The organism is Paenibacillus sp. JSM ZJ436 (genome assembly GCF_044383795.1).
Taxonomy (GTDB): Bacteria; Bacillota; Bacilli; order Paenibacillales; family Paenibacillaceae; genus Paenibacillus_AQ; species Paenibacillus_AQ algicola.
Genome location: NZ_JBISEO010000001.1, coordinates 271,296 through 297,849, shown reverse-complemented (window position 1 = coordinate 297,849; position 26,554 = coordinate 271,296). Strand labels below are relative to the sequence as shown.

The 26,554-nt window shown below is 49.4% G+C and carries 25 protein-coding genes; 5 read left to right on the top strand and 20 right to left on the bottom strand.

Translation table 11 applies throughout. The features are described from left to right. Window positions 1-15 precede the first annotated feature (15 nt). The 5 genes from ACH6EH_RS01520 to ACH6EH_RS01500 form a co-directional block, all read right to left on the bottom strand. Window positions 16-1,482 carry a sensor histidine kinase gene (locus ACH6EH_RS01520; RefSeq protein WP_397330810.1) on the bottom strand — a complete coding sequence of 489 codons (1,467 nt, stop codon included), beginning with the start codon at window positions 1,480-1,482 and terminating at the stop codon, window positions 16-18. Next, entirely contained in the window at window positions 1,479-2,177 is a 699-nt protein-coding gene (locus tag ACH6EH_RS01515) for a response regulator transcription factor (protein ID WP_208202756.1), read from the bottom strand. Before ACH6EH_RS01515 ends, ACH6EH_RS01520 begins: the two co-directional genes overlap by 4 nt. A 3-nt stretch (window positions 2,178-2,180) precedes the next feature. Further along, window positions 2,181-3,494 carry a hypothetical protein gene (locus tag ACH6EH_RS01510; protein ID WP_397330809.1) on the bottom strand — a complete coding sequence of 438 codons (1,314 nt, stop codon included), beginning with the start codon at window positions 3,492-3,494 and terminating at the stop codon, window positions 2,181-2,183. A gap of 53 nt (window positions 3,495-3,547) precedes the next feature. Then, window positions 3,548-4,267, bottom strand: a complete 720-nt coding sequence (locus ACH6EH_RS01505; protein ID WP_138225774.1) for a phosphonate ABC transporter ATP-binding protein — start codon at window positions 4,265-4,267, stop codon at window positions 3,548-3,550. Between the two features lie 81 nt (window positions 4,268-4,348). Further along, window positions 4,349-5,524: an MFS transporter gene (locus ACH6EH_RS01500; protein WP_397330808.1), complete on the bottom strand. Its 1,176-nt coding sequence runs from the start codon at window positions 5,522-5,524 to the stop codon at window positions 4,349-4,351. A 147-nt stretch (window positions 5,525-5,671) separates the two neighbouring features. Between ACH6EH_RS01500 and ACH6EH_RS01495 the strand changes: the two genes are divergently transcribed. After that, window positions 5,672-6,598, top strand: coding sequence for an ArsR/SmtB family transcription factor (locus ACH6EH_RS01495; protein ID WP_397330807.1), 927 nt, complete (start codon window positions 5,672-5,674; stop codon window positions 6,596-6,598). Between the two features lie 40 nt (window positions 6,599-6,638). Then, window positions 6,639-7,388 (top strand): HAD family hydrolase, encoded by a 750-nt coding sequence (locus tag ACH6EH_RS01490; protein ID WP_138225771.1) that lies wholly within the window; start codon window positions 6,639-6,641, stop codon window positions 7,386-7,388. Between the two features lie 79 nt (window positions 7,389-7,467). Here ACH6EH_RS01490 and ACH6EH_RS01485 read toward each other — a convergent pair whose 3' ends face one another. The 8 genes from ACH6EH_RS01485 to pdhA form a co-directional block, all read right to left on the bottom strand. Beyond that, window positions 7,468-9,759: a type IA DNA topoisomerase gene (locus ACH6EH_RS01485; RefSeq protein WP_397330806.1), complete on the bottom strand. Its 2,292-nt coding sequence runs from the start codon at window positions 9,757-9,759 to the stop codon at window positions 7,468-7,470. Between the two features lie 137 nt (window positions 9,760-9,896). Further along, entirely contained in the window at window positions 9,897-11,384 is a 1,488-nt protein-coding gene (locus ACH6EH_RS01480; RefSeq protein WP_397330805.1) for a glutamate synthase subunit beta, read from the bottom strand. 311 nt (window positions 11,385-11,695) lie between these two features. Then, on the bottom strand, window positions 11,696-12,193 hold the full coding sequence (locus ACH6EH_RS01475; protein ID WP_208202763.1) for a dihydrofolate reductase: 498 nt from the start codon (window positions 12,191-12,193) through the stop codon (window positions 11,696-11,698). Between the two features lie 59 nt (window positions 12,194-12,252). Then, on the bottom strand, window positions 12,253-13,047 hold the full coding sequence (gene thyA, locus ACH6EH_RS01470; protein ID WP_138225767.1) for a thymidylate synthase: 795 nt from the start codon (window positions 13,045-13,047) through the stop codon (window positions 12,253-12,255). A gap of 185 nt (window positions 13,048-13,232) precedes the next feature. Next, window positions 13,233-14,654 (bottom strand): dihydrolipoyl dehydrogenase, encoded by a 1,422-nt coding sequence (lpdA, locus tag ACH6EH_RS01465; RefSeq protein ID WP_138225766.1) that lies wholly within the window; start codon window positions 14,652-14,654, stop codon window positions 13,233-13,235. 3 nt (window positions 14,655-14,657) lie between these two features. Then, a complete protein-coding gene (locus ACH6EH_RS01460) occupies window positions 14,658-15,983 on the bottom strand; it encodes a dihydrolipoamide acetyltransferase family protein (RefSeq protein ID WP_397330804.1) in 1,326 nt (441 codons plus the stop codon). Between the two features lie 29 nt (window positions 15,984-16,012). After that, the gene (locus tag ACH6EH_RS01455) at window positions 16,013-16,990 is read right to left on the bottom strand and encodes an alpha-ketoacid dehydrogenase subunit beta (RefSeq protein ID WP_397330803.1); all 978 of its coding nucleotides are present in this window, start codon (window positions 16,988-16,990) and stop codon (window positions 16,013-16,015) included. Window positions 16,991-17,072: 82 nt separating this feature from the next. Next, on the bottom strand, window positions 17,073-18,140 hold the full coding sequence (pdhA, locus tag ACH6EH_RS01450; protein ID WP_138227734.1) for a pyruvate dehydrogenase (acetyl-transferring) E1 component subunit alpha: 1,068 nt from the start codon (window positions 18,138-18,140) through the stop codon (window positions 17,073-17,075). Between the two features lie 255 nt (window positions 18,141-18,395). Here pdhA and ACH6EH_RS01445 point away from each other — a divergent pair, with 255 nt between their 5' ends. Next, entirely contained in the window at window positions 18,396-19,124 is a 729-nt protein-coding gene (locus tag ACH6EH_RS01445) for an alpha/beta hydrolase (protein WP_397330802.1), read from the top strand. 170 nt (window positions 19,125-19,294) lie between these two features. Here the strand turns inward: ACH6EH_RS01445 and ACH6EH_RS01440 are convergent, their stop codons facing one another. Together ACH6EH_RS01440 and ACH6EH_RS01435 are read right to left on the bottom strand one after the other, a co-directional pair. Continuing rightward, complete coding sequence (locus ACH6EH_RS01440; protein ID WP_138225762.1) at window positions 19,295-19,759, bottom strand: low molecular weight protein-tyrosine-phosphatase; 465 nt, start codon at window positions 19,757-19,759, stop codon at window positions 19,295-19,297. Window positions 19,760-19,815: 56 nt separating this feature from the next. Then, window positions 19,816-20,454, bottom strand: coding sequence for a trimeric intracellular cation channel family protein (locus tag ACH6EH_RS01435; RefSeq protein ID WP_138227733.1), 639 nt, complete (start codon window positions 20,452-20,454; stop codon window positions 19,816-19,818). A gap of 152 nt (window positions 20,455-20,606) precedes the next feature. On the opposite strand from ACH6EH_RS01435, the gene ACH6EH_RS01430 reads away from it, so the two are divergent. Together ACH6EH_RS01430 and ACH6EH_RS01425 are read left to right on the top strand one after the other, a co-directional pair. After that, the gene (locus ACH6EH_RS01430) at window positions 20,607-21,251 is read left to right on the top strand and encodes a thiamine diphosphokinase (RefSeq protein WP_138225761.1); all 645 of its coding nucleotides are present in this window, start codon (window positions 20,607-20,609) and stop codon (window positions 21,249-21,251) included. A gap of 256 nt (window positions 21,252-21,507) precedes the next feature. Then, window positions 21,508-22,014 carry a C40 family peptidase gene (locus tag ACH6EH_RS01425; protein ID WP_397330801.1) on the top strand — a complete coding sequence of 169 codons (507 nt, stop codon included), beginning with the start codon at window positions 21,508-21,510 and terminating at the stop codon, window positions 22,012-22,014. A 94-nt stretch (window positions 22,015-22,108) separates the two neighbouring features. Here the strand turns inward: ACH6EH_RS01425 and ACH6EH_RS01420 are convergent, their stop codons facing one another. The 5 genes from ACH6EH_RS01420 to ACH6EH_RS01400 form a co-directional block, all read right to left on the bottom strand. Then, window positions 22,109-22,801 carry a winged helix-turn-helix domain-containing protein gene (locus ACH6EH_RS01420; RefSeq protein WP_397330800.1) on the bottom strand — a complete coding sequence of 231 codons (693 nt, stop codon included), beginning with the start codon at window positions 22,799-22,801 and terminating at the stop codon, window positions 22,109-22,111. A 181-nt stretch (window positions 22,802-22,982) separates the two neighbouring features. Beyond that, a complete protein-coding gene (locus ACH6EH_RS01415; protein WP_138225758.1) occupies window positions 22,983-24,533 on the bottom strand; it encodes an ABC-F family ATP-binding cassette domain-containing protein in 1,551 nt (516 codons plus the stop codon). A gap of 117 nt (window positions 24,534-24,650) precedes the next feature. Then, window positions 24,651-25,643: a hypothetical protein gene (locus tag ACH6EH_RS01410; RefSeq protein WP_397330799.1), complete on the bottom strand. Its 993-nt coding sequence runs from the start codon at window positions 25,641-25,643 to the stop codon at window positions 24,651-24,653. Further along, the gene (locus tag ACH6EH_RS01405; protein WP_397330798.1) at window positions 25,630-26,178 is read right to left on the bottom strand and encodes a hypothetical protein; all 549 of its coding nucleotides are present in this window, start codon (window positions 26,176-26,178) and stop codon (window positions 25,630-25,632) included. The genes ACH6EH_RS01410 and ACH6EH_RS01405 overlap by 14 nt, the downstream gene beginning before the upstream one ends. 10 nt (window positions 26,179-26,188) lie before the next feature. Beyond that, window positions 26,189-26,545, bottom strand: coding sequence for a hypothetical protein (locus ACH6EH_RS01400; RefSeq protein WP_397330797.1), 357 nt, complete (start codon window positions 26,543-26,545; stop codon window positions 26,189-26,191). Between the last annotated feature and the right edge of the window lie 9 nt (window positions 26,546-26,554).

The following is a 26,554-nucleotide window of genomic DNA, read 5'->3' as shown; positions in this document are numbered from 1 at the left end:
TCTGCGTAAACCTAATTACGTATAATCCTGCTGTGACGGAGAAGCCGTTGCTTCGATCTCTGTCTGCTGATCATTTACGGACATGTCCTGCGGCTGCGGCTCAAGCAGCGGCAGCCGCACGGTCACGGTAGTGCCTTGACCCAGCTCACTGGCCATCTGCAGCGTCCCGCGGTGCAGTTCCACGAGCTGCTGCGTAATTGCCAGACCCAGCCCGGTTCCACCATTGACAGGGTTCACCTGGAAAAACCGATCCTTAACTCTTTGGATATGCTCCTCGCTAATACCAATGCCATAGTCGCGCACGACAACGGCCACAAAGCCCTCTTCCATCTCAAAGGTGAGATCGACAGTGCCGTGCTCATGCGAGAATTTGACGGCATTGTCCACCAGGTTGAGGAATACTTGCTTCAACCGGTTGGCATCTCCCTGAATGACTGGCTTCCAATCCGCGGCCAGATTCAGCTTGATGCCTTTTTTCTCCGCCTTGGCCCACATATTCAGCATGATTTCCTGCAGCAGCTCTTTCAGATTGACTGAGCTGGTTACGAGCTTCATCTCGTTTTGCTGCAGCTTGGAGAAGTCCAGAATTTCTTCAACGAGGCCGATAAGCCGATCGGTTTCCTTCGTAATGATCTGCATTCCGATGCGCGTCTCTTCGGGATCGTACCCGCCAGAATTGAGTGTTTCACTCCAGCCTTTAATGCTCGTGAGCGGTGTCCGAAGCTCATGGGAGATGGAGGATATGAAGTCATCCTTAACCTGGTTACTGCGTACAATTTCTTGTGCCATATAATTCAGCGTTGAAGCCAGCTCACCCAGCTCATATTTGTAATCGCCCTTTACCCGTACGTTGAAGCGCCCCTTTGCCATCTGGGCAGACACAGCACGAATATTGTTAATGGGCTTAACAATCGAGTTCGCCAAGCCAATACTGAAGGCCAGCACGGTAGCCAGCACGGCAGTTCCGATCAGAATGGACAGCATCGTGAGATTCAGCAGCTTGTCGTTGATCTTCTCCAGGGAGGTTACATAGCGAAGTATGTATTGATTCTCACCTGCGTTTTTCAAGGTTTTGGAGACGGACATGACAATCTGATTCGTTCCGGGCTGTTTCCCTACCCACCGGCTCGTTTCACCGGCCAGCGCCTGGGTCACATCACTGGTCTGAATCACATTATCCGTATCAAAATCATTAGAGCTGGACAGTATTCTTCCATCGAGATTCAGCACCTGCAGCTCTGTCCCATATAGCTCGAAGTAGGAAATGACCTGATTGATGATCGATGTATTTTTATCACGCAGCGCATAGGTTTGATAATATTCATCCGCTAGCACGATATGGGAGGCGATATGGCTGTAGACACTGTCATAGTAATAAGTCCTTACCGCCAAAAGAAATATAACCTCGACCAGCAGGAGCGCCATAAACACTACCAGAAAGTAGTGAACAACGATCTCCCGCCGGATCCCTTTTTTGATCATTGGCCCTTACCCTTCCACTTGTAGCCATGTCCCCATACCGTTTGCAGGAATTCCGGCTCGGAAGGATTGTCTTCAATTTTCTGGCGTAATCTGCGGATGTTCACGTCCACAATTTTGGGATCGCCCATATATTCCTTGCCCCATACATGATCCAGCAGCACGTCCCGGCTCAGCGGCGTATTCTCCTTCTCCAGAAAAAACTGCACCAGAGAGAATTCAGTCGGCGTCAGCTCCAGCGTCTTGCCGTTCTTCTTAAACAGCTTGGATATGAGGTCCAGCGTAAACGGCCCCGACTGAAAGCTAACCTTGGCGCTTCCGGCACGCTGTACATTGACACGGCGAAGGAGTGACTGCAGCCTCGCGATCAGCTCGGTCGGACTGAACGGCTTGCTGACATGATCGTCGGCGCCGACCGAAAGCGCGTATACCTTATCCTGCTCCTGCACCTTGGCTGTGAGGAAAATAATCCCGATTCGCTCATTCGTCTCGCGGATTCTGCGGCATACCTCAAACCCGTCAATGCCAGGCACCATCACATCCAGAAGCGCAATATCAATATCCGGTACAGTCTGCAGCAGATGCAGCGCTTCATTTCCGTCTCCCGCTTCCAGAACCTCCAGACCGTTACGCTTCAAATTGATCACAATAAAGCTGCGGATGGATTCTTCATCTTCCAATATGAGAACTTTGCTCAATGGTTAATTCCCCTTTCTCTCGATAGGCGCAACCTCGCTGCTGGCCTTTTTCTCATTTTTAATCAGCTTCATGTCCCCTTTATAGCCAATAATCTGATCGTCGTCCTTGACCAGCAGCTTCCATTCCTGCTTCTCCTGCTCCCACTCTGCAGCCGGGAAAAACTTCACTTCCGCTACGGTCTTGCCGGTATTCGTCATCACAAACCGCAGATACTCATCTTTATCCGACGCAGGATCAATCGTAATCAGGTTATGCCATTCGACAGGAAAATTCAGAAAAAATCGGCGCTCCATATCCTCATACCGCTGTGATACGAAGGACAAGCCCTCTTTCTTGCTGGCCAGCCTTGTCTCACCATCCCATTGATAGTAAGAGCTGAGAAACGGAATTTCCTCATATCGGGCATCCTTCCAGCCTGCGGGCTCCTCCAGCAGTCCGATTTCCAGAATTCCATCGCCATTTACATCCTGGCTGAGCACAGGCAGCTCTTTATACGCTGCATCCTCCTTCAGCACATCAATCAGCTCGCCATTCTCCATCACAATCATCTTGGAGGTAGAGGAATTGGACACAATCGTCGTATCCAGAATGACTCCTTCTTTGTCCTTCGACACGTTTCCTGAGACAATATTGTAATAACTCTCAATGTTTTGGCCTAGGTCCAGCTTCGAGAGCTCCTTGAAATCATCTTCACTGCTGTCATACTGATACGTTGCAATAAAGGACAGCTCATATCGCTGCAGCGAGACGACGGTAAGCTCATCCACCCGGTCACCGTTAAGGTCCGTAATCTCCACCTGCGTGAATGGAATCGTTAAAATTTTGCGAAGTGAGTCTCCTGTGAAGCTGTATACAGCCAGACCGTTTTGCAGCTCCTCCTGTCCTCTGGAGAACCCTGCGACAATATCCAGCTTGCCGTCATTCGTAATATCAATGAGCTCGAAGGATTCAAGAACAGTGCCTTCCCCGTCAAAATCCAGCTTTTTCACCCATGAGCTGCCCTGCTCCTGCATAATCATGCCGTGAATCTGCACCTCTTGATTCGGAGTCTTGTAGAACACCACGGCCTCCATGACACCGTCACCATTCAAATCCTCGATTCGAATCGAGCTGGGATCCGGATCGCGGCGGGGACGAATAATATCCCCCTTCTCAGAGCCTTTGGCACTCAGAGCCGAGCTGACAGCCCCCATCAGCGTCGCCTTATCAGCAGGCAGATCCGGTGTCGTCATGAGCGATACCGGGTCGCTGATAAAGCTGCATCCGCTGAGCAGAAGCGCCATCAGACCGGCTGTCGTCTGCTTTATCCATTTCAATGTTCCATGCATCACCTTTCTATAACGTACCTGTTCCTGAGAATACACCTAAATTACAGTCTGCTTTTTTCACCGTGTGTAAGACGTCTTCCGGTCACATCTACGGCAATCTCCCCGCCGGCAAGACCCAGAATGCGAGTACAATATTTCTCAGCAAGCTCCAGCGGGATCACTGCGATGACGGTAAGGCGCTCCTCTTCGCACAGGGAGCGCAGCGTTTGCAGGACATGCTCGGCTGACTTGGGATCAAGGCCCATAACCGGCTCATCTGCGAGAATGACCTTTGCACCATGGACGAGCGCCCGTGCAATCGCAATTCTTTGCTTCTCGCCACCACTCAGCTCTCCTGTCTTGCGTTTGGCCTTGTCCAGCAAACCTAAATGCTCAATCGTATCCATCGCTCCCATATAATCATCCGAGCGGACCATACCGGTGATCATGCGCCACAGCGGCGTTTGGCTGGACTGTCCTACCAGAACATTTTTTAGGGCTGTACGGTTGCGGTTCAGCTCCGGATTTTGCTCCAGATAAGCCCACTCCCGGCGGATTCTGCGCCGGCCGCCAGCCTTAAGCACATCCTCTCCGTCAATGAGAAAGCGTCCGCCGTCCCATTTTTGGCGCAGTGCCAGACAGCTGAGCAGCAGACTCTTCCCGCTGCCGCTGCCGCCGATCAGGCCGATCATTTCTCCTGGCTCCATTTGAAAGCTTATATCCTTCAGCACCGGCTTGGGCTCGGTGACAATTTTCTTGATCAGGCGATCCACTTTTATCATTTGTCTCTCTCCCGTCGCGTTACATTCCATACCTCTAGTTTAGAAGAAACTACCCTTAATTGCCATGAGAACACATGTTCCCTATAGCTTGAGCGGGCTTCCTTTAAACCAGGGGCTAAGGCTGGAAAAGATCAGATAAAACAGCCCCAGCAGAACAAACATGCCGCCGATCCAGCCGGTCTGCATGACCGCTCCTCCTATATTCGGCCCGAGGATGCTTCCCATGTTAAAATGGAAGGAAGCGACTACATTCGCTGCCGGAAGTATGGCCCTTGGCAAGATATCCGCTGCATAGGCGAGACCAAGCGAGAAGAATGATCCTACCATGCCCCCGGCAAGGGTAAGAAGAATCAGAACCATCCAAAAGTTCGTTCCCGCGAACGGAATGAGCAGAAAGCTGATTCCGCCAATGAAGCCGGAAAGCGTAAGCACTCTTTTTCTGCCGAATCGGTCACTCCAGATGCCTAGCGGAAGCTGCAGGATCAGTCCACCAATGCCGATAAAAGGAAGCAGGGAGGAAATCTGCTCCAGCGTAAAGCCGCTACGAAGCCCGTAAACCGGGAAGTTACTATGCAGGCCCGCCTCCATATATCCGTACAAAAAGGCGGGAATAAGTGCAAACCAGGCAAGCCGGTAGCTTAAACGGTATCTTCCTCTGGTTTCGGCGGCGCTGCCTGAGTGCTTCTCCGGACGTGCATCCGGCAATCTAAGCAGAACCACCACAAGCAGGGCAGCATACAAGGCAGCCAGTGCGAAGAAGGGTACCGCTGTGCCGTAATTCAAGAGATTAATTCCCAGCGGACCGATGCTGAAGCCGATGCCATAAGACATTCCGTATATGGAAATGCTTCTGCCGCGGTTGCGGTCCGTGGACATCATCAGCACCCATAGCTGAGAGGCGTAGTGAAGGGCACTGTCGCCAATACCGACCAGAATGCGCAGGACGAACCACAGACCCAGGCTTGGAAACAACGGAAATGCCATAAGTGCTGCCATCACGAGCAAAAGCCCGCCGATAATCAGTTTTTTGAAGCCTAGTCTTCCGAGAATCCGTTCAGCTACTAGGGTCATGCCGAAGGAGCCGACATACAGAGCAGCCGCGTTCAGGCCGTTCATCCCGGAGGAGACACCCATGCGTTCCAAAAATATAGCCAGTACTGGCAGCAGCAGTCCCTGGCTAATTCCCGCCGCAATAATGACAGCGATGAGAATGATATAGTGTGTTGAATTCTGACTGACCGTGCGGGTCATTGACATTTCAGGATATTCCCCTTCCAGCGTATGCTGTACATTTGTGTTCTTAGCTTTAAAATAAAAAAAGCCAAAGAAACATTATAGTAGACAAGCCTATTCCTTACAAGCCATAATAAAATAATGTCATTTATCAGGAGGGTACTTTAGTTTATGAAGTACAAAGTAAGCGTTGATGTATCGGTGGTCTATGAATGCCTCAGCAGCTTTATGATCTATGTAACCAAGAAGTGGACGGACAATCTCGACATCGGCCCTTCATTTATGCAGGATCTGGATCAGCGTCTTCCTGAAGAGGTCAAGTCTAAGCTGAATGAAGCCCGTGACTGGCCGTTTCTAGATTTCGATGTTCTGTACGCCCTGATTATGCTACGCGACCCTCATATGGACGATCAGCCCGCGGCGTTCCTGGATTGGCTGGACAGCACCCCTGTGGATGAGCTGTATTCTCGCCTGATAACCTATATGCCCGTTCTGTCTCGGGATGAGCTGGAGCGCGTGATTGATACTTATCCTGCCCTGATGCGCCTATGGTACCATCATTATTTTCAAGAGGCCGAACATGAATACCGCCTTCTGCTGGAAGAGGACGCTCAAGAAAAAAATATTTTGCTAAACAAGATGGAGCCGGAGAGCCTGGTTGAATATGCAACCGGCGGCGTAATTCTTGACAATTTGCCTGTCACGAGCGTCATTTTGTTTCCGGGTGTTCATTTTCGTCCCATTAATACATACTGCTTTTATGAAAACCTGCTGCTGATTCAGTATCCGGTCGATGTGCCAGAGGACAATGAGGACGACCCGCCGATGGTGCTGCTTCGCATGACCGACGCCCTCGCCCATCCGGAACGTCTCCGCCTGCTGCGATTTGTGGCGCATGAGCCCAAGACCGTCGGCGAAATCGGAAAGCACCTGGCCTTATCTGACGAAAGGCTGCTTCATCATCTGGTTATTCTGAGAGCAGCAGGACTGCTGCGTTCTCATGTTGATACTACCGATGAGAATGGCCGTTTTAGCTTAAGACCTGATGGAGCCGCGGAGCTGCAAATGTTTCTGGAATCTTACATGCGGTTAACCTAATAGCGGTATACTAGAGAGAGATGTTGTGAGGAGTGAGAGCATGAACAGCATGAACCAGCATATTATTTTTGACATGGATGATACGTTAATTCATTGCAATAAGTATTTTGATTTGATTCTGGCCGCCTACTTCGAGCAGATCACAGACTGGTTTCGGGATTACGGCGTGACCACAGAGGAAGTGCGTTCCAAGCAGATCGAAATTGATGTCGAGGGGATTAACAAGCTGGGCTTTGCCAGCAGCAACTTTCCGGAATCGCTGATTGCCACTTATCGCTTCTTCAGCAAGCGGCACCGCAGAACGCCGGTCACCTCAGAGGAGCAGGAGCTGTATCAGCTGGGACTGAGCGTCTACGATCAGGAGGTTGAGGCCTATCCCGGGATGGTCGAAACGCTGAACGCCTTGCAGGAATCCGGTCATCACCTCTACTTGTACACAGGAGGAGAGACAAAGATTCAGCAGCGCAAGATTCAGCAGATGAAGCTTTTCCAGTATTTTGACGACCGGATCTACATTCGTCAGCACAAAAATATTCATGCCCTGGAGGAAATTCTCCAGATGCGAAGCTTCGAGCGCACCCGTACCTGGATGGTCGGCAACTCCCTGCGTACGGATGTTATGCCGGCTTTGACGGCAGGCATTAACACCATTTATTTGAAGCAGGAAACGGAATGGCAGTACAATATGGTGGAGTTAAAGAAGCAGCCCCACAATATTTTATACACCGTGGAGGCCCTGACAGAGGTGCCAGAAATTATTACGAGCCATCTCACACAGACCTCCCTTTAATTTCCTCACTACAAACAGGCAGAAGGCACTCTAATAGAGAGCGCCTTCTGCCTGTTTGACATTTGATAAACGTGCTGCTTCATGATCCTTGCTCCCGCTCCACCCGAAGCTGTCCGCTGTCGGGACGCTGCTGCACAATTCTCGCTTTGAAGGGATGACCCCGCTCATCCCTAAATGACAAGAGCTGTGTTCGCCCCTGGCTCAGGAGTGATTTCAGCATTGCCTGTGAGATCGTTTTGCCGGCAAACTCCTTCCAGATGACAAATGTACAGCCGGATTTAAAGCTGGAGCAGCCATAGCCTTTGCGTCCCTCAATAATGTGTCCGCCGCAGCCCTCAACAGGACAACTGCCTAACGTCGTCTTCACTCTCGTGTCCACGGCGGAGGCTGCTGATGATGTTCGCCCCGTCTTCGCAGCTTTAGAGGATCCCGCTGTGCCTGAAGCTGCCTTGGTCCGCGTCCCTGTAGGCCCTTCACTTCGCTTCCCGGTACGCGGTGAGCTTGCGCTGTGCTCATCTCCGAACATGGAAGGCGGCGCTGCCTGCTGCGTGGACACCTTCTGAATGATGGAAACCGCAAAGCGCTGCACATTGCTCATAAATTGCTCGGAGGAAGCCTCGCCTTTAGAGATCTGATTTAATCGGCGCTCCCATTGTCCGGTCATTTCCGGGGAAGCCAGCAGTTCAACGCCGGCGTGACGGATCAGCTCAATAGCGGATCTGCCCTTTTGCGTCACGGTAATCTTTTTCCCCTGCATCGTAATGTAGCCAACCTTCTTCAGCCGTTCGATCGTAGCTGCTCGTGTTGCCGGCGTGCCGAGGCCGCTATCCTTCATAATATCGCGCAGCTCTTCATTTTCCATGCTTTTGCCGGCGCTCTCCATGGCCTTCAATAGGGTTCCTTCCGTAAAGCTTTTTGGAGGCTGTGTCGCCTTTTCTTTTGCTTCGCTCTGCACACATTGCACCGGCTCGTCTTCTTCTAGACCGAATGATTTGCCGCTCCATTCCTGTGTTTCTTCTTCCTCATCGTCCTTAGCTTTCTTTGATGAACGCGCTGGCTTTCGCTCTGAATCCTGCTGAATCAGTACCTTCCACCCTAAGGAGACAAGCTCCTTGATGCTGGTCTTAAAAGCATCGCGCTCCACTTGCGTAATGACCGTATGCTGTTTATATTCTGCCGGAGGGTAAAATTGTGATAAGAAGCGGATGATGATCAGGTCATACAGCTGCTGCTCTTCCTTGCTTAACGTTCCTGGCTTCTTCAGGGTCGGAAGGATGGCATGGTGATCCTCGACCCGCTGCGGATTGCATACAGATTTATTGTTCTTGTGCACCCGGGATGGATCCGCATTCTCCGCCATGGCTTGATAAGCTGTAGCTTTCAGCATATTTAATGCCTTGTGCATCGGCTCGATGTTCTGCTCCGTCACATAGTTGGAGTTCGTACGAGGATAAGAGATAATCTTGTGCCGCTCGTACAATGCCTGAGCAATATCCAGTGTTTTTTTAGCTGAGAAGCCCAGCTTCGCATTTGCCTCCCGCTGAAGCAGTGTCAGGTCGTAGAGCTTGAAGGGATAGTCCCGCGTGTCCTTGACCTCATAAGAAGCAATACGGCCTGTTCGGCCTTGTACGCGGGCGGCAATGTCCTCCGCAAGCTCTTTGGAGGTCAAACGGTCTCCTTGCCAGACCCCGGTGTACTGCAGCGTGCCTTGAGAAAAAGCCGCCTTTACTTCATAAAAGGTTTGAGATTCAAAGGCTTCAATTTCCTTCTGCCGGTCATAGATTAACGCCAGCACCGGAGTCTGTACTCTGCCTACAGACAGCAGGGTCTGATGCTTCGTTGTGAACGCCCGGGATGCATTCATCCCGATCAGCCAATCTGCCTCGCTCCGTGCCCGTGCCGCCTTCGTTAAATTATCAAATTCCGCCCCGTCCTTTAGCCCTTTGAAGCCATTCGCAATACTCTCTGGTGTCAGATCCGAGATCCACAGGCGTTTAACCGGCTGCTTAAGCTTCAACTGCTGCTGAATGAGTGCAAAAATGTACTGCCCTTCCCGCCCTGCATCACAGGCGTTAATAATCTGGTTGCACTTCTTCGCCAGTTCACCGATGACCTTAAGCTGATCCTTGGTTTTGGGGTTTGGAACAATCTTGAAGGACTCCGGAATAATCGGCAGATCCTTGATATTCCAGCGTTTGTATTTGGGATCATAGGCATCCGGCTCTGCCAGTCCAACCAAGTGGCCGATCGCCCAGGTAATGATATACTGCTCTCCTTCGATATATGTCCGGTTATTCTTTGCTCGCGGCTCCATGACCGCAGCGATATTTCTGCCCATATCCGGCTTCTCCGCAATGACCAGTGTCTTCAATAGCAAGACCCTCCTATCCGCCGACTCTTCAGCTGAATCTACCACTTGCAGACTCCCGCTGGACTCTAAAAAAGGACTCCGCCCAGGCGAAGTCCTTCTCAACATGATATTTAATTATAGCATAGATGACAGAGTGATTAAACCAGCACCGTGCTGCCCATCAAAAACTTATCCACTTCACGGGCAGCCTCACGGCCCTCATTAATTGCCCATACAACCAAGCTCTGTCCCCGGCGCATATCACCTGCTGCAAAAACCTTGTCAACGTTCGTTGTATATTTGCCGTATTTCGCTTTTACATTAGAGCGGCGGTCGGCTTCCAGACCGAGCTGATCCAGAATCGTAGATTCCGGTCCGTCAAAACCGATGGCAATAAACGCCTTCTGAGCCGGAAAGATCCGCTCTGTGCCCGGTACCGGCTGGTATACCTTACGTCCTGTTTCATCTACAATCCGTTCAATCTGAATCGTATGGAGCTCTTTCAGATTGCCTTCTTCATCCCCGACAAATTTCGTCGTCATAATGGAAAATTCACGCGGATCCTGTCCAAACATAGCCTTGGCTTCTTCGTGTGCATAATCCAGCGTGTACACGTTCGGGAATTGCGGCCACGGATTGTTCATGGTATCACGCTCTAATGGCGCTTTCTTGTGTGTACCGAACTGCGTAATGCTTCTGCAGCCGTGACGCAGAGCAGTAGCCACACAGTCAGAGCCTGTATCGCCGCCGCCAATCACGATCACATCCTGATCCTTAGCGGAGATATAATTGCCATCCTCCAGGTTGGAATCGAGATAGCTCTTGATTGTACCGTTGAGGTAATCCATCGCATAGTGAACGCCCTTCAAGTCACTGCCTTCAATGTTGAACTGACGGGGCTTTGTGGCTCCGCCGCACAGGACAACCGCATCGTAATCATCCACCAGCTGCTGGGCAGGAATGTCCTTCCCAATCTCCGTGTTCACAATGAACTCTACACCCTCTGCAGCGAGGAGATCCACCCGGCGCTGAACAACTGCTTTATCCAGCTTCATAGATGGAATACCGTACATAAGCAGTCCTCCAACACGGTCAGAACGCTCGTAAACTGTAACGGTATGTCCAGCCTTATTCAGCTGCGCCGCCGCCGCCAGACCGGCAGGACCGGAGCCTACTACGGCAACACGGCACCCTGTCCGCTTCTCCGGCGGCTCTGGAACTACCCAGCCCTCTTCAAAGCCTTTATCAATAATGGCCTGTTCAATGGTCTTAATTGTCACAGGCTGACCAATCAAGCCTACTGTACATGAGCCTTCACAAGGCGCCGGACAGATTCGTCCCGTAAACTCCGGAAAATTGTTCGTCTTATGAAGACGCTCCAGCGCATCTCTCCACAAGCCGCGATAAACAAGATTATTCCACTCTGGAATCAGGTTGTGCACAGGACAGCCTGCCGTACCTCCAACCATGTCGATGCCCGTATGACAATATGGCGTTCCGCAATCCATACAGCGAGCTCCCTGGGTTTGAAGCTCTTCTTCTTCCATATGTTTGTGAAATTCTTCCCAGTCTTTAATCCGCTCCGCCGGTTCCCGATCTGCCGGCAGCTGACGGTTATATTCCATAAATCCAGTTGGTGTTGACATCCTGCTTTCCCCCATCCGTTCTAGTCATGCTGAGTCATTCGTGTGATTGTATTTTTAATCATATCATAAAATGTGAGCTATCTATCTGTGAAAGAAGGAATAAACCGTGAAAATCGCGATTTATTTTTTCTATGCCTGTTAAGAAAAACTTTTATCACCGCTTGTCCGCTGGCTTGTCAGCATCTTTACCGGTTCACAGTGTAAAAATATCGTAGCATTAGTTCTTTCTGCTGTTAAATGGATTATATGCATAATCATTTGTGTTTTCCTACAACCATCTCAGCACGAAGAGTCACCACAGGAAATCGTTTCTAGCTCTCAGCCCGCTCATAAATTGCAAATCGATAGCTGTACGGATTGTTCTCATCCATAATTCCGGCCTCATTGCTCACAAGCGTCCACTGACTCCAATCAACCTCGGGGAAATACGTGTCTCCCTCAAAATCTTCTTCAATAAATGTTACATACAATCGGTCCGCTTTCGGCAGCATCTGCTTGTAGATTTGAGATCCGCCAATAACCATTAGCTCCTGATCCTGAGAGTAAGGCATCGCCTCCTCCAAATCATGAAGGATGTGCACCTCTTCAAAAGGAACCGAATAATTATGATCTCCGGTCACTACTAAATGGCGACGCTGAGGCAGCGGCCGGCCACCGAACGACTCCCACGTTTTTCTGCCCATGAGAATCGTTTTTTGCAGTGTCATTTTCTTAAAGTAGGCCAGATCCCGCGGCAAACGCCAAGGGATGTCATTGTCCCTGCCGATCACTCCGTTTCGGCCCATAGCCCAAATCATTGAAATGCTCATCCTTTAAAGACGCTCCTTTGCCTTAAATTACGCTCAGACCTGCTACGGTAGAGATATCGTTAAATGGCGACCGTTGCCTTGATTGTCGGATGATGCTCGTAATTCTGGAATTCAAAATCCTCAAATTCGTACTGAAAAATACTGTCTGGCTTGCGCTTGATCACGAGCTGCGGCGGAGCATATGGCTCTCTTTCCAGCTGGGTTTTTACCTGTTCCAAGTGGTTGGAGTAGATATGAACATCACCGCCGGACCAGATGAATTCTCCAGGCTCTAAATCGCATTGCTGAGCGACCATGTGCGTCAATAATGCATAGCTCGCAATGTTAAAAGGCAGTCCCAGAAACGTATCCACGGATCTCATCGTCAGCATGCAGGATAGCTTCCCGCCGGCGACATAGAATTGAAAGACGAAATGGCATGGCGGCAGCTTCATTTGCTCAATCTCCGCGACATTCCATGCACTTACAATATGCCGGCGAGAGTCTGGGTTCTGTCGGATGGATTCAATCACATTCGCAATCTGATCAATCTGTCGACCGTCCGGCGCTTCCCAATGACGCCACTGTGAGCCGTATACTGGCCCAAGCTCGCCTTGCTCGTCTGCCCATTCGTCCCAGATCCGCACCTTATTTTCCTTCAGATAACGGATATTCGTGTCTCCGCTCAGAAACCATAGCAGCTCGTGGACGACAGATTTTAGATGGATACGCTTTGTTGTTACCAGTGGAAAGCCTTCAGCGAGATTAAAGCGAAGCTGGCGACCAAATACGGACAAGGTTCCCGTACCGGTGCGGTCCTCTTTTTCCACTCCATGATCTAGAATATCCTGTAATAATTCCAGGTAACTTTTCAACCGGATTCCCACCTTATATCTCTTTTAATTTAGCTTCTCTCATTTAGTTTATGTGATCCATGTATTCCTATCAAGTGAAATCAAGTGGAACTTTGACCACAAGCTAACCAGGTGAAAAAGAAAAAAACCGGCAGAGTCCTAATGGAGTCCGCCGGCCATTTTATCATGAAAGTGATATGAATTCTTTATTTGCGCGGTGCCATGGCGTGAATTGGATGACCGAGCACCAGCTCAGCGCCTTCCGCAACGATTTCGCCAAGCGTAGGATGTGCATGAATGGTCAGGGCGATATCTTCCAGGGTAGCTCCCATTTCGATAGCAAGACCAAGCTCAGCAATCAGATTGGAAGCTTCGATCCCGGCAATATGAGCGCCCAGCACCAAACCGGTATCTTCATCAGCAACAATCTTCACGAAGCCTTCAGGGCTGTTCAGGGACAGGGCACGGCCGTTCCCCGCAAACGGGAACTTCCCGGACTTCGGCTTGTAGCCTTGCTCTTTAGCCTGTGCTTCTGTCAAGCCTACGCTGGAGCATTCCGGATCTGTAAACGCAACCGCTGGTACACATTTGTAGTCTACTACGGATGGAAGACCGGAAATCGCTTCAGCAGCTACTTTACCTTCATAAGAAGCTTTGTGCGCCAATGCAGGACCTGGCACGATATCACCAATCGCAAAGATATGCGGATGGTTGGTACGTCCCTGGTGATCCACCTTGATCAGACCGCGGTCTGTCATTTCAATATCGATCAGATCCAGACCGAGCTCACCGTCGGTGTTCGGACGGCGTCCAACGGTTACAAGCAGATAATCTGCAGTGATTTCTTTGTTCTCACCGTTGACAGTGTACTTCACAGTGACGTCTTTATCCGTCTGCTCTGCACTTTCAGCTTTAGCATTCGTAATAATTTCAACGCCGGTTTTTTGCATGTTCTTAGCAACCAGCTTCGTCATATCAGGATCAAATCCGTTCAGGATCGAGTCCAGACCTTCCAGGATCGTAACCTTCGTGCCGAATTTGGAGAACATTTGACCCAGCTCAGCGCCGATGTAGCCGCCGCCGATTACAACGAGGCTCTTCGGCAGCTCTTGCAGCTCCAGAGCTTCCGTGGAAGACATAATGCGTCCACCGAACGGGAATGCTTTCAGCTCAATCGGACGGGAGCCGGTAGCAATGATACAGTTTTTGAAACGATAACGTGGAGATTCATGCTCATTGAATACACGAGCTTCGTTTTCATTAATGAACATGCACTCGCCGTTGAAAATTTCAACCTTGTTGCCCTTAAGCAGCGCGCCAACTCCGCCGGTCAGCTTTTTGACCACACCGCTCTTGAACTCTTGAGTCTTGGCAAAGTCAACCGTCACGTCACCAACCTGAACACCGAAAGCATCTGCATGCTTCGCAGATTCAAAGCTGTGTGCCGCAGAGATCAGTGCTTTTGAAGGAATACATCCTCTGTTCAAGCACACGCCGCCAACCTCAGCCTTGTCCACAATCAGAACCTTTTGGCCCAGCTGGGCGGCACGAATTGCCGCCACATAGCCGCCGGGACCAGCACCAATAACTAATGTATCAATATCCAGAGAAGCGTCTCCTACTACCATGTGTTACACCTCCATCACAAGCAGCTCAGGGTTAGCGAGCAGTTGTTTAATGTAATTCATAAAGTTTTGGGCAGTTGCTCCATCAATAATACGATGGTCAAAGCTCAGGGAAAGAGCCATGACAGGTGCAGCTACAATTTCTCCGTTCTTCACAACCGGCTTCTCGGAAATCCGGCCTGTACCCAGAATAGCAACCTCAGGGAAATTGATAATCGGAGTAAAGAACATACCGCCAGCAGATCCAATGTTCGTGATGGAGATAGTCGAGCCTCTCATTTCATTAGGGCTCAGCTTGCCTTCACGACCACGGCTTGCCAGATCACGGATGCTGTCCGCGATCATCCAGATGCTCTTACGATCCGCGTCCTTAATTACAGGAACGATCAAACCGCTGTCTGTATCTGTTGCAATTCCGATGTTGTAGTACTTCTTGTACACAATTTCATTGGACTCTTCGTCGATCATGGCATTCAGGGCCGGAAACTGACGGCTTGCCGCTACCAATGCCTTCACGATGAATGGCAGGTAGGTTACCTTCGTACCCTTCTTCTCGGCAATCGGCTTCATCCGGGTGCGGAATGCAACCAGCTCGGTTACGTCCACTTCATCCATGATGGTTACGTGAGGTGCAGTATAGGCTGACTTCACCATTGCGTTTGAAATCGCCTTGCGAATCCCTTTGAACGGAACTCGCTCTTCTTCAGCACGTGCATCGGAAGGAGCCGCCGCTGCAGGTACTGCCGCATCAGCCGCTTCTTCTACTGGAGCAGCCTCGGCCTTCTGGGCAGGAGCTTGACCTCCGCCGTTCTTGAACGCCTCTACATCCTCGCGGGTAATCTTGCCGTTGTTGCCGGAACCGGATACCTGCGACAGGTCTACGCCCTGTTCCCGTGCAAATTTACGTACGCTTGGGGTAGCAAGCACGTCTTTGTTCGGTGCTGCAGGTGCAGATGACTCCGCTCCACCTTGCTTCGAATCGGCAGGCGCATCCGCTGCTGGGGAGGAATCGGTATCCACTCCGCCTTGGGAAGCGTCAACCTCTTGAGCGGATTGTTCATTTTCCTGGACTTCCTGTTCAGGAATTTCACCCTCCGCATCAATGATGGCAACCACTTCACCTACACGGCATACCTGACCGTCCTTGGCAAATACCTCCTGAACCGTACCATTTACGGGACAAGGAACTTCAACGACGGCCTTGTCGTTCTGCACTTCCATGATGATGTCGTCGTCTGTTACTTTGTCACCCGGCTTGATGTGCATTTTGATGATTTCACCTTCATGCAGACCTTCGCCCAGCTCGGGGAAACGATATTCGAATTTTGCCAACTGTATAACCTCCCTAGATAATTCTGCGATTAAAATTCCATAACTTTCTTGACCGCCGCTGCAATACGGGCAGGCGTCGGCAGCCAGGCATCCTCAACCTGGGCAAAAGGATATACCGTATCCGGAGCAGCTACCCGAAGGACAGGAGCTTCCAGATGCAGAATGGCTCTTTCATTGATCTGAGCGATAACCTCAGCAGCTACGCCGGCAGACTTTTGAGCTTCCTGCACAACAATCGCACGGTTCGTTTTCTTCACAGAGTTTACGATCGTATCAATGTCGATCGGAGATACGGTGCGCAGGTCGATAATCTCAGCTTTAATGCCCTGCTTCTCCAGCTCATCTGCAGCCTTCGTCGCGGTATGAACCATCATGCCATAAGCGATAATAGTCACATCAGAGCCCTCACGCACAATATTAGCCTTGCCGATCTCAACGGTATATTCACCCTCCGGCACTTCAGCACGGAATGCATGATACAGGTTCAAATGCTCCATGAAAAATACCGGGTCGTTATCACGGATCGCCGCAATCATCAGTCCCTTGGCATCATAAGGATTGGAAGGAACTACGACTTTAATACCCGGGGATTGTGTAATCAAACCCTCCAGCGCATCGGTGTGAAGCTCAGCTGCTTTAACACCGCCGCCAAAAGGAGTACGGAATACGATTGGGGACGTATATTTGCCGCCGGAACGGTAACGCATCCGGGCAGCTTGAACCAGGATCTGATCCAATGCTTCAAAAATAAATCCGACGAACTGAATCTCAGCGATCGGGCGGAAGCCCTGAATACCGAGACCGACAGCCATACCGCCAATTGCGGATTCAGCCAGCGGTGTATCAAATACGCGCTCGTCACCGAACTCCTTCTGCAGGCCTTCCGTTACCCGGAAAACACCGCCTACATTACCCACGTCCTCACCGAAGATGACAACGTTAGGGTCACGGTTCAATTCGACGCGCATAGCGTCGCGAATCGCTTCTTTCATGTTCATTTGTGCCATTGCTTCATTTCCTCCTTAGACATTACAAGTCACATCAGGTTGACAGTACCGTATTTATAGCGCAGCCGAGAGCTGCATAATCTTATTGGAAATCAGCCTTTTGCTCTTCCAGGTGCTTCGGTGTTTGCTCGAACATGCTGTCGATCAGGCCCGAAACCGTCATTTTCTCGGTCTTCTCCGCCTTCTTGATCTGTTCATTCACCGTTGCCTTCGCTTCTTCCTTCACACGAGCCGTATCTTCTTCTGACCAAAGTCCCTTCTTCTCCAGGAATTTAGCCATACGAACGATCGGATCCTTCGCGTTCCACTCTGCTTCTTCTTCCTTGCTCCGATACTTCGAAGCATCGTCAGACATGGAGTGAGGACGAAAACGGTAAGTGACAGCCTCGATCAGCGTCGCACCTTCACCGTTGCGGCCGCGCTCAGCAGCGTCACGAACAGCTTTAATGACAGCCAGCACGTCCATACCGTCTACCTTAACACCCTTGATGCCGGCAGCTACAGCCTTGTGCGCGATGGACAATGCAGCCGTCTGTTTAGAGAACGGAGTTGTGATAGCATAGCCGTTGTTTTGAACGAAGAAAATGGTTGGAAGCTTATATACGCCTGCAAAGTTCAAGCCCTCGTAGAAGTCGCCTTCAGAGGAGCCGCCATCACCGGTATAAGTAATAACAACCTGCTTCTGCTTCTTCAGCTTATAGCCCATGGCAATCCCCATAGCATGCAGAATCTGTGCGCCGATAATGATCTGCGGCATCAGAACGTTTACGCCATCTGGAATCTGGCCGCCATGCTGATGTCCACGGGAGTACAGAAATGCTTGGTAAAGCGGGAGTCCATGCCAGACGATCTGCGGCATATCACGATAGCCCGGGCATACAAAATCTTCTTTATCCAGAGCGTACACACTGCCGACCATCGTAGCTTCTTGACCGGATACAGGCGCGTAAAACCCGAGACGTCCTTGGCGGCCGAGGTTAACGGCGCGGTCATCCCAGGTGCGGGTAAATACCATGCGGTACATAATTTCCTTCAACTGCTCATCGGTAAGCTCAGGCATCAGATCCTGGTTTACAATCTCGCCTTCCGGAGAAAGTACGGATAGCGCTTCAACTTCCTCGGAATATACTTCGTAAGGAACCTTGGTCATTTTTTTCACCTCAATAAATATTTGAATATCAAGTTCCGCTGTTATAGAATTATTATACACCTGTTTCACTATGTTCGTCAAAGAATTACTGAACAAAAGTGAATTTAATTCACTTTGTATATGTAACAGGTTAAGATAATTAGTATAACAGTTTAACAGGTAACGTGGTTTCCATTTCTTTTTTCCTGGCTGCAGGTTAATCTTAACTTATTGTGGACATCTTTTCAAAAACTTACCCTCGAAAGGTGACGAAATATGACAGACCGTTCTTTATTGAAGCGTACCATTGTCAAAGAAGAAATTCAGAGCGCTCATTTAAAGGAATCCAGAGCCCTGCGGATTTATCTGCCTCCAGGCTATGATCCCAAGCTCAGCTACCGTGCTGTCTACTGCCAGGATGGCGAGGAATTTTTCAATTTCGGGCGAATCGCAACCTGGGCTAACCAGCTTATACTTGAAGAAGGAATTGAGCCATTCATCATTGTCGGCGTGGAAGTGAATACGAAAGTCCGGACCGAGGAGTATGCGCCATTTGGCAACCGGTTTGACCATTATTTGTCGTGCTTCGCCGAAGAAATTGTTCCCTATATAGAAGGGAAATATCCTGTGCGGCCCGAGCCCTCTCAGCGTGTGCTTGCCGGAGACTCACTCGGAGGCAGCGTGTCACTGCATCTCGCGCTTTCCTATCCCAAGCTCTTTCAACAAATTATCAGCTTGTCCGGCGCCTACTACGAGCAGACGCAGCATCATACGGCACTCGAAACCGATCTATCCTGGCTAAATATCTTTATGATTGTCGGACTGCAGGAGGACAGCTACACCACGGATACGGGCGTATACAATTTTGTTGAGCTCAATCGGAACACGCGGGATTTATTAGAGGAACGGGGTGCTACAGTCCATTATGAAGAGAAGGACGGCCGTCATATTTGGGGCTTTTGGCAGCAGGAGTTGCCGGCGGCTTTGAAATACTTCCTTCAATAAAGGCTCCACTATACAAATCCTTGCAAAAAAGATGAACAGCGTGCGCATTCTTTCTCAATGTGCCTTGTTCATCTTTTTTTAGTAGCTGATGCTCTCTCATCTTACTTATGATTCCGCTTTCAAAAAGAACAGCTGGAGGAATGCTGCCGCATCCCTTTACACGAACATGATTATAACTTTTCATTCACAATTCTGTCCAGCAATACATCACAGCCTGAATCGATCAGACGATAAACCTCTTCAAAGTTTCCTGTAAAGTACGGGTCTGGCACTTCTCTAAGCTTTTCTTCCGGAAGCAGGTCCATAAATTTGAGAATGTCCGCCTCCGAACCTCCAGGCAGAGCGCTAAGATTCTCGGCGTTTGTGTTATCCATTGCAATAACATAATCAAAGTCGGACAAGTCCTCATGCTGCACCTGCCTTGCACTCATGCCCTCATAGCTGATTCTCCAGCTGTCCAGCAGCTTGCGCGTGCCCTCATGAGGTATTTTGCCGATATGCCAATCTCCTGTTCCAGCTGAATCTACTTCAATTTGCTCACTCAGTCCTCTTTGATTAACCTTGTGACGGAACACGGCCTCCGCCATGGGCGAGCGGCAAATGTTCCCGAGACATACGAATAGCACTGTGATCATGGTCCTCATCCTTTCTTTCATTATTACTGATTACTCTCTCAAGCTTTATTCCAAAGCTAAGCGGCTGTATCCTTACCGGTCGGTGCCGATTCTGCCTGAAGCAGCCTTCTTGGCAAGCGCCATTTGTAATGAACAGAAAGCATACGAAACACAATAACGAGCAGAAATAATAGCAGCAGCTGCCATGTGGACTGGGTCAGTCCGAGGCCGATGGCTGCTCCCGCGGCCATCGCCCAAACGGCATAAATCTCATCTCGAAGCACGAGCGGCTTGCGTCCTGCAAGCAGGTCGCGGATAATTCCGCCGCCAATTCCGGTCAAAGCCGCGGCAACGACGACCGCACTAAGCGGATGATTCATTTGCGTGGCATAAATGCCGCCTTGTACCGCAAAGGCTGATAATCCAATAGCATCAAAAAGAGCCTCGGTCCGCTTCCAATGCTTGATCCAAGCCATCGGCAGCACAAAAGCAACAAAAACTGAAATGATGGCCAGCAGAATAAGATCACCTTGGCTCCATAAGGTCGTGACAGGAACCCCGATTAATACATTTCGGACCACACCGCCGCCAAAGGCAGTTACAAGGCCCAGCACTACAATCCCCAAAATGTCATAATCCTCTTCCATCGCTACAAATGCGCCGGACATCGCAAAAGCTACCGTACCGATAATGCTGAACCACTCAAAAACGTGCATGTCCAAAATCCTTCATCCCGCTTTCTCTCATCATCCTCACATCGCTCTTCCATTTTATCCGCCGCCGATTCAATTGTGCAAGATGAAAAACTTCTTTATACTGTATAATACGACAGCTTCCGATACATTAATCGTACATTGGAGGGTATACCATGAGCTCGGACCGAATTGTAATCGTCACCGGCGGCCAAATGTCTCCTGCTTTACTGGAGCACATTGAAGACGATGATTTTCTGATAGGCGCTGACCGCGGCGCTCTCTATTTAATTGAGCACGGCTTGACACCTCATATCGCTCTCGGTGATTTTGACTCTGTAACGCGAGAGGAAATGATGGTGATCCAGAAGAACAGCGGTGAGGTGTGGAGCTGCGATCCGATCTCCAAGGATTTAACGGATACCGAGATGGCCTTCAACCTGGCTATTGACCGCAGCCCTAAACAGATTCTGATTATCGGAGGCACGGGAACCCGAATGGATCATACGCTTGCCAATATTCAGATGCTCGTTCGCGGGGTCCAGCATCACATCGACTGCTCCATCCTGGATCTGCATAATTTCATTACATTAACCGGCTCCTCCTGCTCGCTCGTGGATCGAGGCTATACCTATGTATCTATTTTACCAATTACTCATGAGGTCACTGGCATTCATTTAGAAGGGTTTCAGTATCCTCTTCACAATGCGACCGTTAAGCTCGGACAATCCCTCGGAATTAGCAACCGTTTCTTAGATAAGGTGGGACATGTCAGTATTGAGAGTGGTCTGCTGCTGATTATTCAGAGTAAAGACGCATAGTTATTACTTTTTTGTAACTTAATAAATTCATAGTCTTCGAGCCGCAATCCCTTATTTGATAAGGGGTTGTGGCTCTTTTTATTTCTTATACAATCATTATTTTTAAAGATTTGTAACTTTTAATCAACTTTTAATAAATCGCTTTCAATACAGTCACAGCAAGCTTTTTACAGAGAAAGGAAAAATATGTATAGTTTCATATCTGTTATACTCGGTTCATCGGCAAAACAATAAACCCTTTGGAGGTAATTACAACATGAACAAACATACTTGGGTCAAAAAAGCGATTATTGTCAGCCTTAGCGCATCGGTGGGCTTTGGTACTCTGCTGGCAGCAGGTCCTGTCGGACAAGCTGAAGCGGCTGTAAGCTCCAGTTATTCTACGGCCAAGAAGGTCGTTAATTACGGCAAACAATTTATGGGTACTCCTTACCAATTTGGCGCTTCCACAAGCACGACTAAAGTGTTCGACTGCTCGTCTCTGATGAAGCATATTTTCAAAAAATACGGCGTTTACCTGCCGCGTACTTCTTCGGCTCAATCCAAGGTGGGTACCTACGTATCCAAATCCAACCTGCGAACAGGTGATCTGGTCTTCTTCTCCAGTGGCAGCCGCTCTACAGGCAAAAATGTGACGCATGTTGGCGTTTATATTGGCAGCGGCAAATTCCTTCACACGTACGGCAAGCCTGGCGTTATGGTTTCTTCCCTAACTTCAGGGCATTGGAGCAAGACATATGTGAAAGCACGCCGCGTGCTGTAAATCGAATTGGATTCATCGCCTTAAAGGCCGTCTCTCTTGCAATAAGCTGCTGGGAGGCGGCTTTTTCATATTCCAACCCATGTGGTCATTGGCGCTATGAAGTGACGGGGCTCTGAAGAAGGTATCCCGCTCCGCGCACCGTGCGTATTAGCTTCCACTTATGACCCTTGTCCATTTTCTCGCGCAAATGAAGAATGTACACATCAACCACATTTGTTCCTGTATGAAAATCAAAATTCCATACCTGTCCTAAGATATCCTCTCGTAAACAAACCTCGTCCTTCCGGATAGCCAAATATAGCAGAAGGTCATATTCTTTTCTTGTCAATTCAATGGTTTTTCCCGCTCGCTTGACATGGCGCGTTTGAGCATTAATGCATAAATCGCCAATCTTTATAAGTCCATTATCATTGGCAGCAGCAGATGAGGCTTTACTTCGAAACAACGTGATCATGTTCCTTACTCGCGCTATAAGCTCTCTTTGATCTGCATATTCAAAGATATAGTCATTAGCTCCAGCTTCTAACGCATCCGCAGCCTCAACCGTACTGCCAGGTCCATAAATCACGATCGGGACTCCTTCCCTCAAGGCATGAAGCTCGTGGATCACCGCGATCAGATTCGCCTGCTCCTGCAAGCTGTCGAGAATGATTAAATCAACAGATGCTTGTGCAGCCTGGATGAACGCTGTGGACAGCTGCTGTGCAACAATGACTTTATATCCAGCTTCTTGAAGCCATTCTTCAATGCATAGCCTGCGCTCCGCGTGAGACACAATCCATAGCACCTCTCCCGTCACAGTGCGCACCGCCTTCTCATTTCATCTTGAACTCTCAATTCATAGTTTGCCAAGGAGCAAGGGTGCTTATGCTTTAAGCTTCCACAGGATATCATCCACTCTGAACTGATTGGTTATAAAGAAAAAACCACTCCGAAGAGTGGCTCAGCATATCTACAGCTTGATTATTCTAAGAACGATGAGACCAATCCTCAACATTCCAGGTCTTGGTGACCCAATCCTCATAGAACTCCGGCTCGTGAGAGACGAGCAATACGGTGCCTTTATATTCCTTGAGCGCTCTTCTCAGCTCTTCTTTGGCCGCGACATCCAAATGATTGGTCGGCTCGTCAAACAAAATCCAGTTACTCTCCCGCATCAGCAGCTTACACAATCTTACCTTCGCTTGTTCACCGCCGCTGAGCGCCTTCATCGGACGTGTAATGTGCTCATTCTTTAAACCGCAGCGGGCTAGATGGGCACGAACCTCATGCTGATTCAGATGTGAAAACTCGTTCCAGACCTCATCTATTGGCGTCAGATTTCCGGCCCGAACCTCCTGCTCGAAATAAGCCGGCTCAAGAAAATCACCTTGATAGGTCTTGCCGCTGAAGGGCTTAATCTTACCCAGAATCGTCTTAAGCAGAGTTGACTTACCGACACCGTTGCAGCCAACAATTGCAATTTTCTCGCCGCGCTCAATCGTAATCGACATCTTCGGGAGCAGCGGACGATCGTAGCCAATCTCAAAATCAATGCCTTCAAAGACGGTCTTGCCGCTTGCCCGGGATTCTTTAAACTGGAACACCGGCTTGGCCGCTTCCTCCGGACGATCAATGCGCTCCAAACGATTCAGCTGCTTCTCCCGGCTCTTCGCACGGCCTGAGGTTGAGTATCTAGCCTTATTTCGCTGAATAAAATCTTCTTGCTTCTTAATGAACTCCTGCTGCTTCTCATAAGCGTCAATGTGCTGATTCTTGTTGATATCCGCCATTTCCAGGAATTTCTCGTAATTCGCAGTGTATCTTGTCAGCTTCGCAAATTCCAAATGATAAATCACATTGACAACCTGATTCATAAATTCAGTATCATGAGAAATAAGAATGAACGCGTACGGATAATCCTTCAAATATTGAGTCAGCCATTCGATGTGCTCTACATCCAGATAGTTCGTCGGCTCGTCCAGCAGCAGCACATTCGGCTTCTCAAGCAGCAGCTTGGCCAGCAGTACCTTCGTACGCTGTCCGCCGCTCAGGCTTGCCACATCGCGATCAAGTCCAATTACGGACAGCCCGAGGCCATTTGCCATTTCCTCGACCTTTACATCAAGCAAGTAGAAGTCGCCAATCTCCAGCTGCTCCTGTATTTCACCCATCTGCTCCAGCAACAGCTCCAGCTCTTCCGGAGATGCCTCACCCATGCGGTCAGTGATCTTCATCATCTCTTGCTCCAGCTCCAGCAGCGGCAGAAATGCGTCCTTTAAGACGTCGCGGATGGTCTTGCCCGGCGTCAGCTTGGTATGCTGATCCAGGTAGCCGTAGCGCAGCTTTGGCGTCCATTCTACTTTACCGCTGTCCTTCAGCAACTGGCCTGTTAAAATGTTCATCAACGTCGATTTACCGACGCCGTTGGCACCTACCAGCCCGACATGTTCACCGGCCAGCAGTCGGAAAGAAACATTCTTAAATAGTACACGATCTCCGAAATTATGGGATACGTCTTCAACAGTCAATAAGCTCATATCTTTAGGTAACTCCTGTCTATATGGAATAAGCCCTTGAATAGCGGGCAATGTATCGGCTCGCAATCAAGAATTTATTGTATCACAGAGAGAAGCTAAGCTGAAACTGTATTTTTGTCAAGGAATGATAGAAGAGGTACAATCCACTTCCTTGTAGCCTGCCTTTGCAGCCGCTTTTCGAGAGAAGAATACCTCTTGAGGTGAATAGGGGACAACACAGCTGTCCCTGTAAAACAGCCTTTGACCATAAACCGGATCACTCGTACCGAAATATACAGGCTTCTTGATCAGTCTTCCGCCTCCAAATGCATAATTGTTGAAATAGCCGCTCCCGAGCGGCATTCCTTGAATAAAAGCCATCACACCAATATCGTCGATCGTATTCAGCCAATCCTCCTCGGAAAGAAGCGGAAGTGTAAACTGATACGTGATCCCATAGGATCTCGCTGCCTCATTATGTCTGGCGATTAAGGAAGCTAGAGAGCTTTGCAGAGTGTGAACAATCGTAGTACGGCGAACAGCTTCGAATTGAACAGAATCATTCAGCAATGGGATGCTGCTCTGACCAACCAGCTCATCCTGCATGCCTTCGTATAAAATGCCGCTGCCGGCCTGATATGCCTTCACCTGACGATCAAGCGTAAATTGAATATAATTGCCTTGATCATCCGTATACGCAAAAGGAATTTTGCTAGACCAAAACTGTTTAAGCAGGGTCTCGCCTGCAGCAGATGGAATTAACTCTGTAGAGTAAACGTAAAACCCGTCTTCATCTATAATTGCAACGGCAGGAATATACGTCCAAAGCGCACCCTGAGCCAATACATCCTCATGAATGCCGAAATTTCTGTACAAGGTTTGACTAAATGTATCTAAGGCTTTCTCTTTATTAATCTTCAGAGTTTTAAGTGACTCGTAGCCAGCCTCATACTGTGGCTCCGCATTGTCATGGAGCATGTATCCAGCATCTTGAACAGCAGCTTTCAAGGCAGCATTGTATTTCATTTCTAGATAAGCTGTCTCTTCCAGCTCGTGTCCCTGGAGACTCAGGCCAAGAAAAAAAGGGGCAAACACAGCAGTGAATAAAATTGCAAAGTCAGTAATCTTCATTCAGCACCACCCCGCCATAATGGTATCCGGGTTCAGCGTCAGAGGATGCTCCATTTATGAAGTTGGAAAGAAGGCCATAGGGACTGCTGCTGCTTCTGTATACCTGAATCGAGAAACGATCCCCGGCTGTCAATTTGTAGGTGCGTTCAGGAGCGTCCAGATCCATTGCCTGATTCGGAAACAGGACGCCAAGTATTTCCTCGTTATAATAACCATCATACACCACGGCAAAAGACTGGAGAAAGGTTCCGGGGTCTGCCGGGTCACCATATTCCGGGTGATACCTCTTGTGCTCATGCTCCAGCTCCACTTGCATAGCGCCTCCTGAATTCGACAGCTCCTCCAGAAAATCATTGTACATTCCCGGTGTTACATACCCCTTCGTCCTGACATGGTCCACAAACTTTACAGTGGTCTGCATAATCATCAGCCGCGACAAATCCTCCTGTCTCCGCGCCCCCTCCCATGCGGGCACAATATACAGGAGAAGCACCGCCAGCAAAGCGGCGAACCATTTGGTTAATGAATTTACCATGGCTTTCTCCTCATTCCTTACTCAATTTGATCAGCTTAACCCTGCCCTCAGCGTCGTACTCATACTCAGCCTCATACATGGCATTATCAGCTAGATTCTGGAGAATCACTGGGGAGGCTGCTTGTCTGCCAGAGACAAAGCTATGTCCTTCGAGCTCAATCAGGTAAGCTTCTTCGGCATGCGTCAGCATATAATATACCTGTGCACTGGTTAACTTCAATAAGGCTGATCGTGGTGCTCCAGCGTCATTGATCTCATATGCGGTAAGATTGTTCTTTTGCATAAACCTGGCTTCATAATAAGACTTTTGCGTTATACCAATTTCCTGCTGAAGACTGAAGGCCAGGCTGCAGGCAGCTATAAACATAGCGGCGTA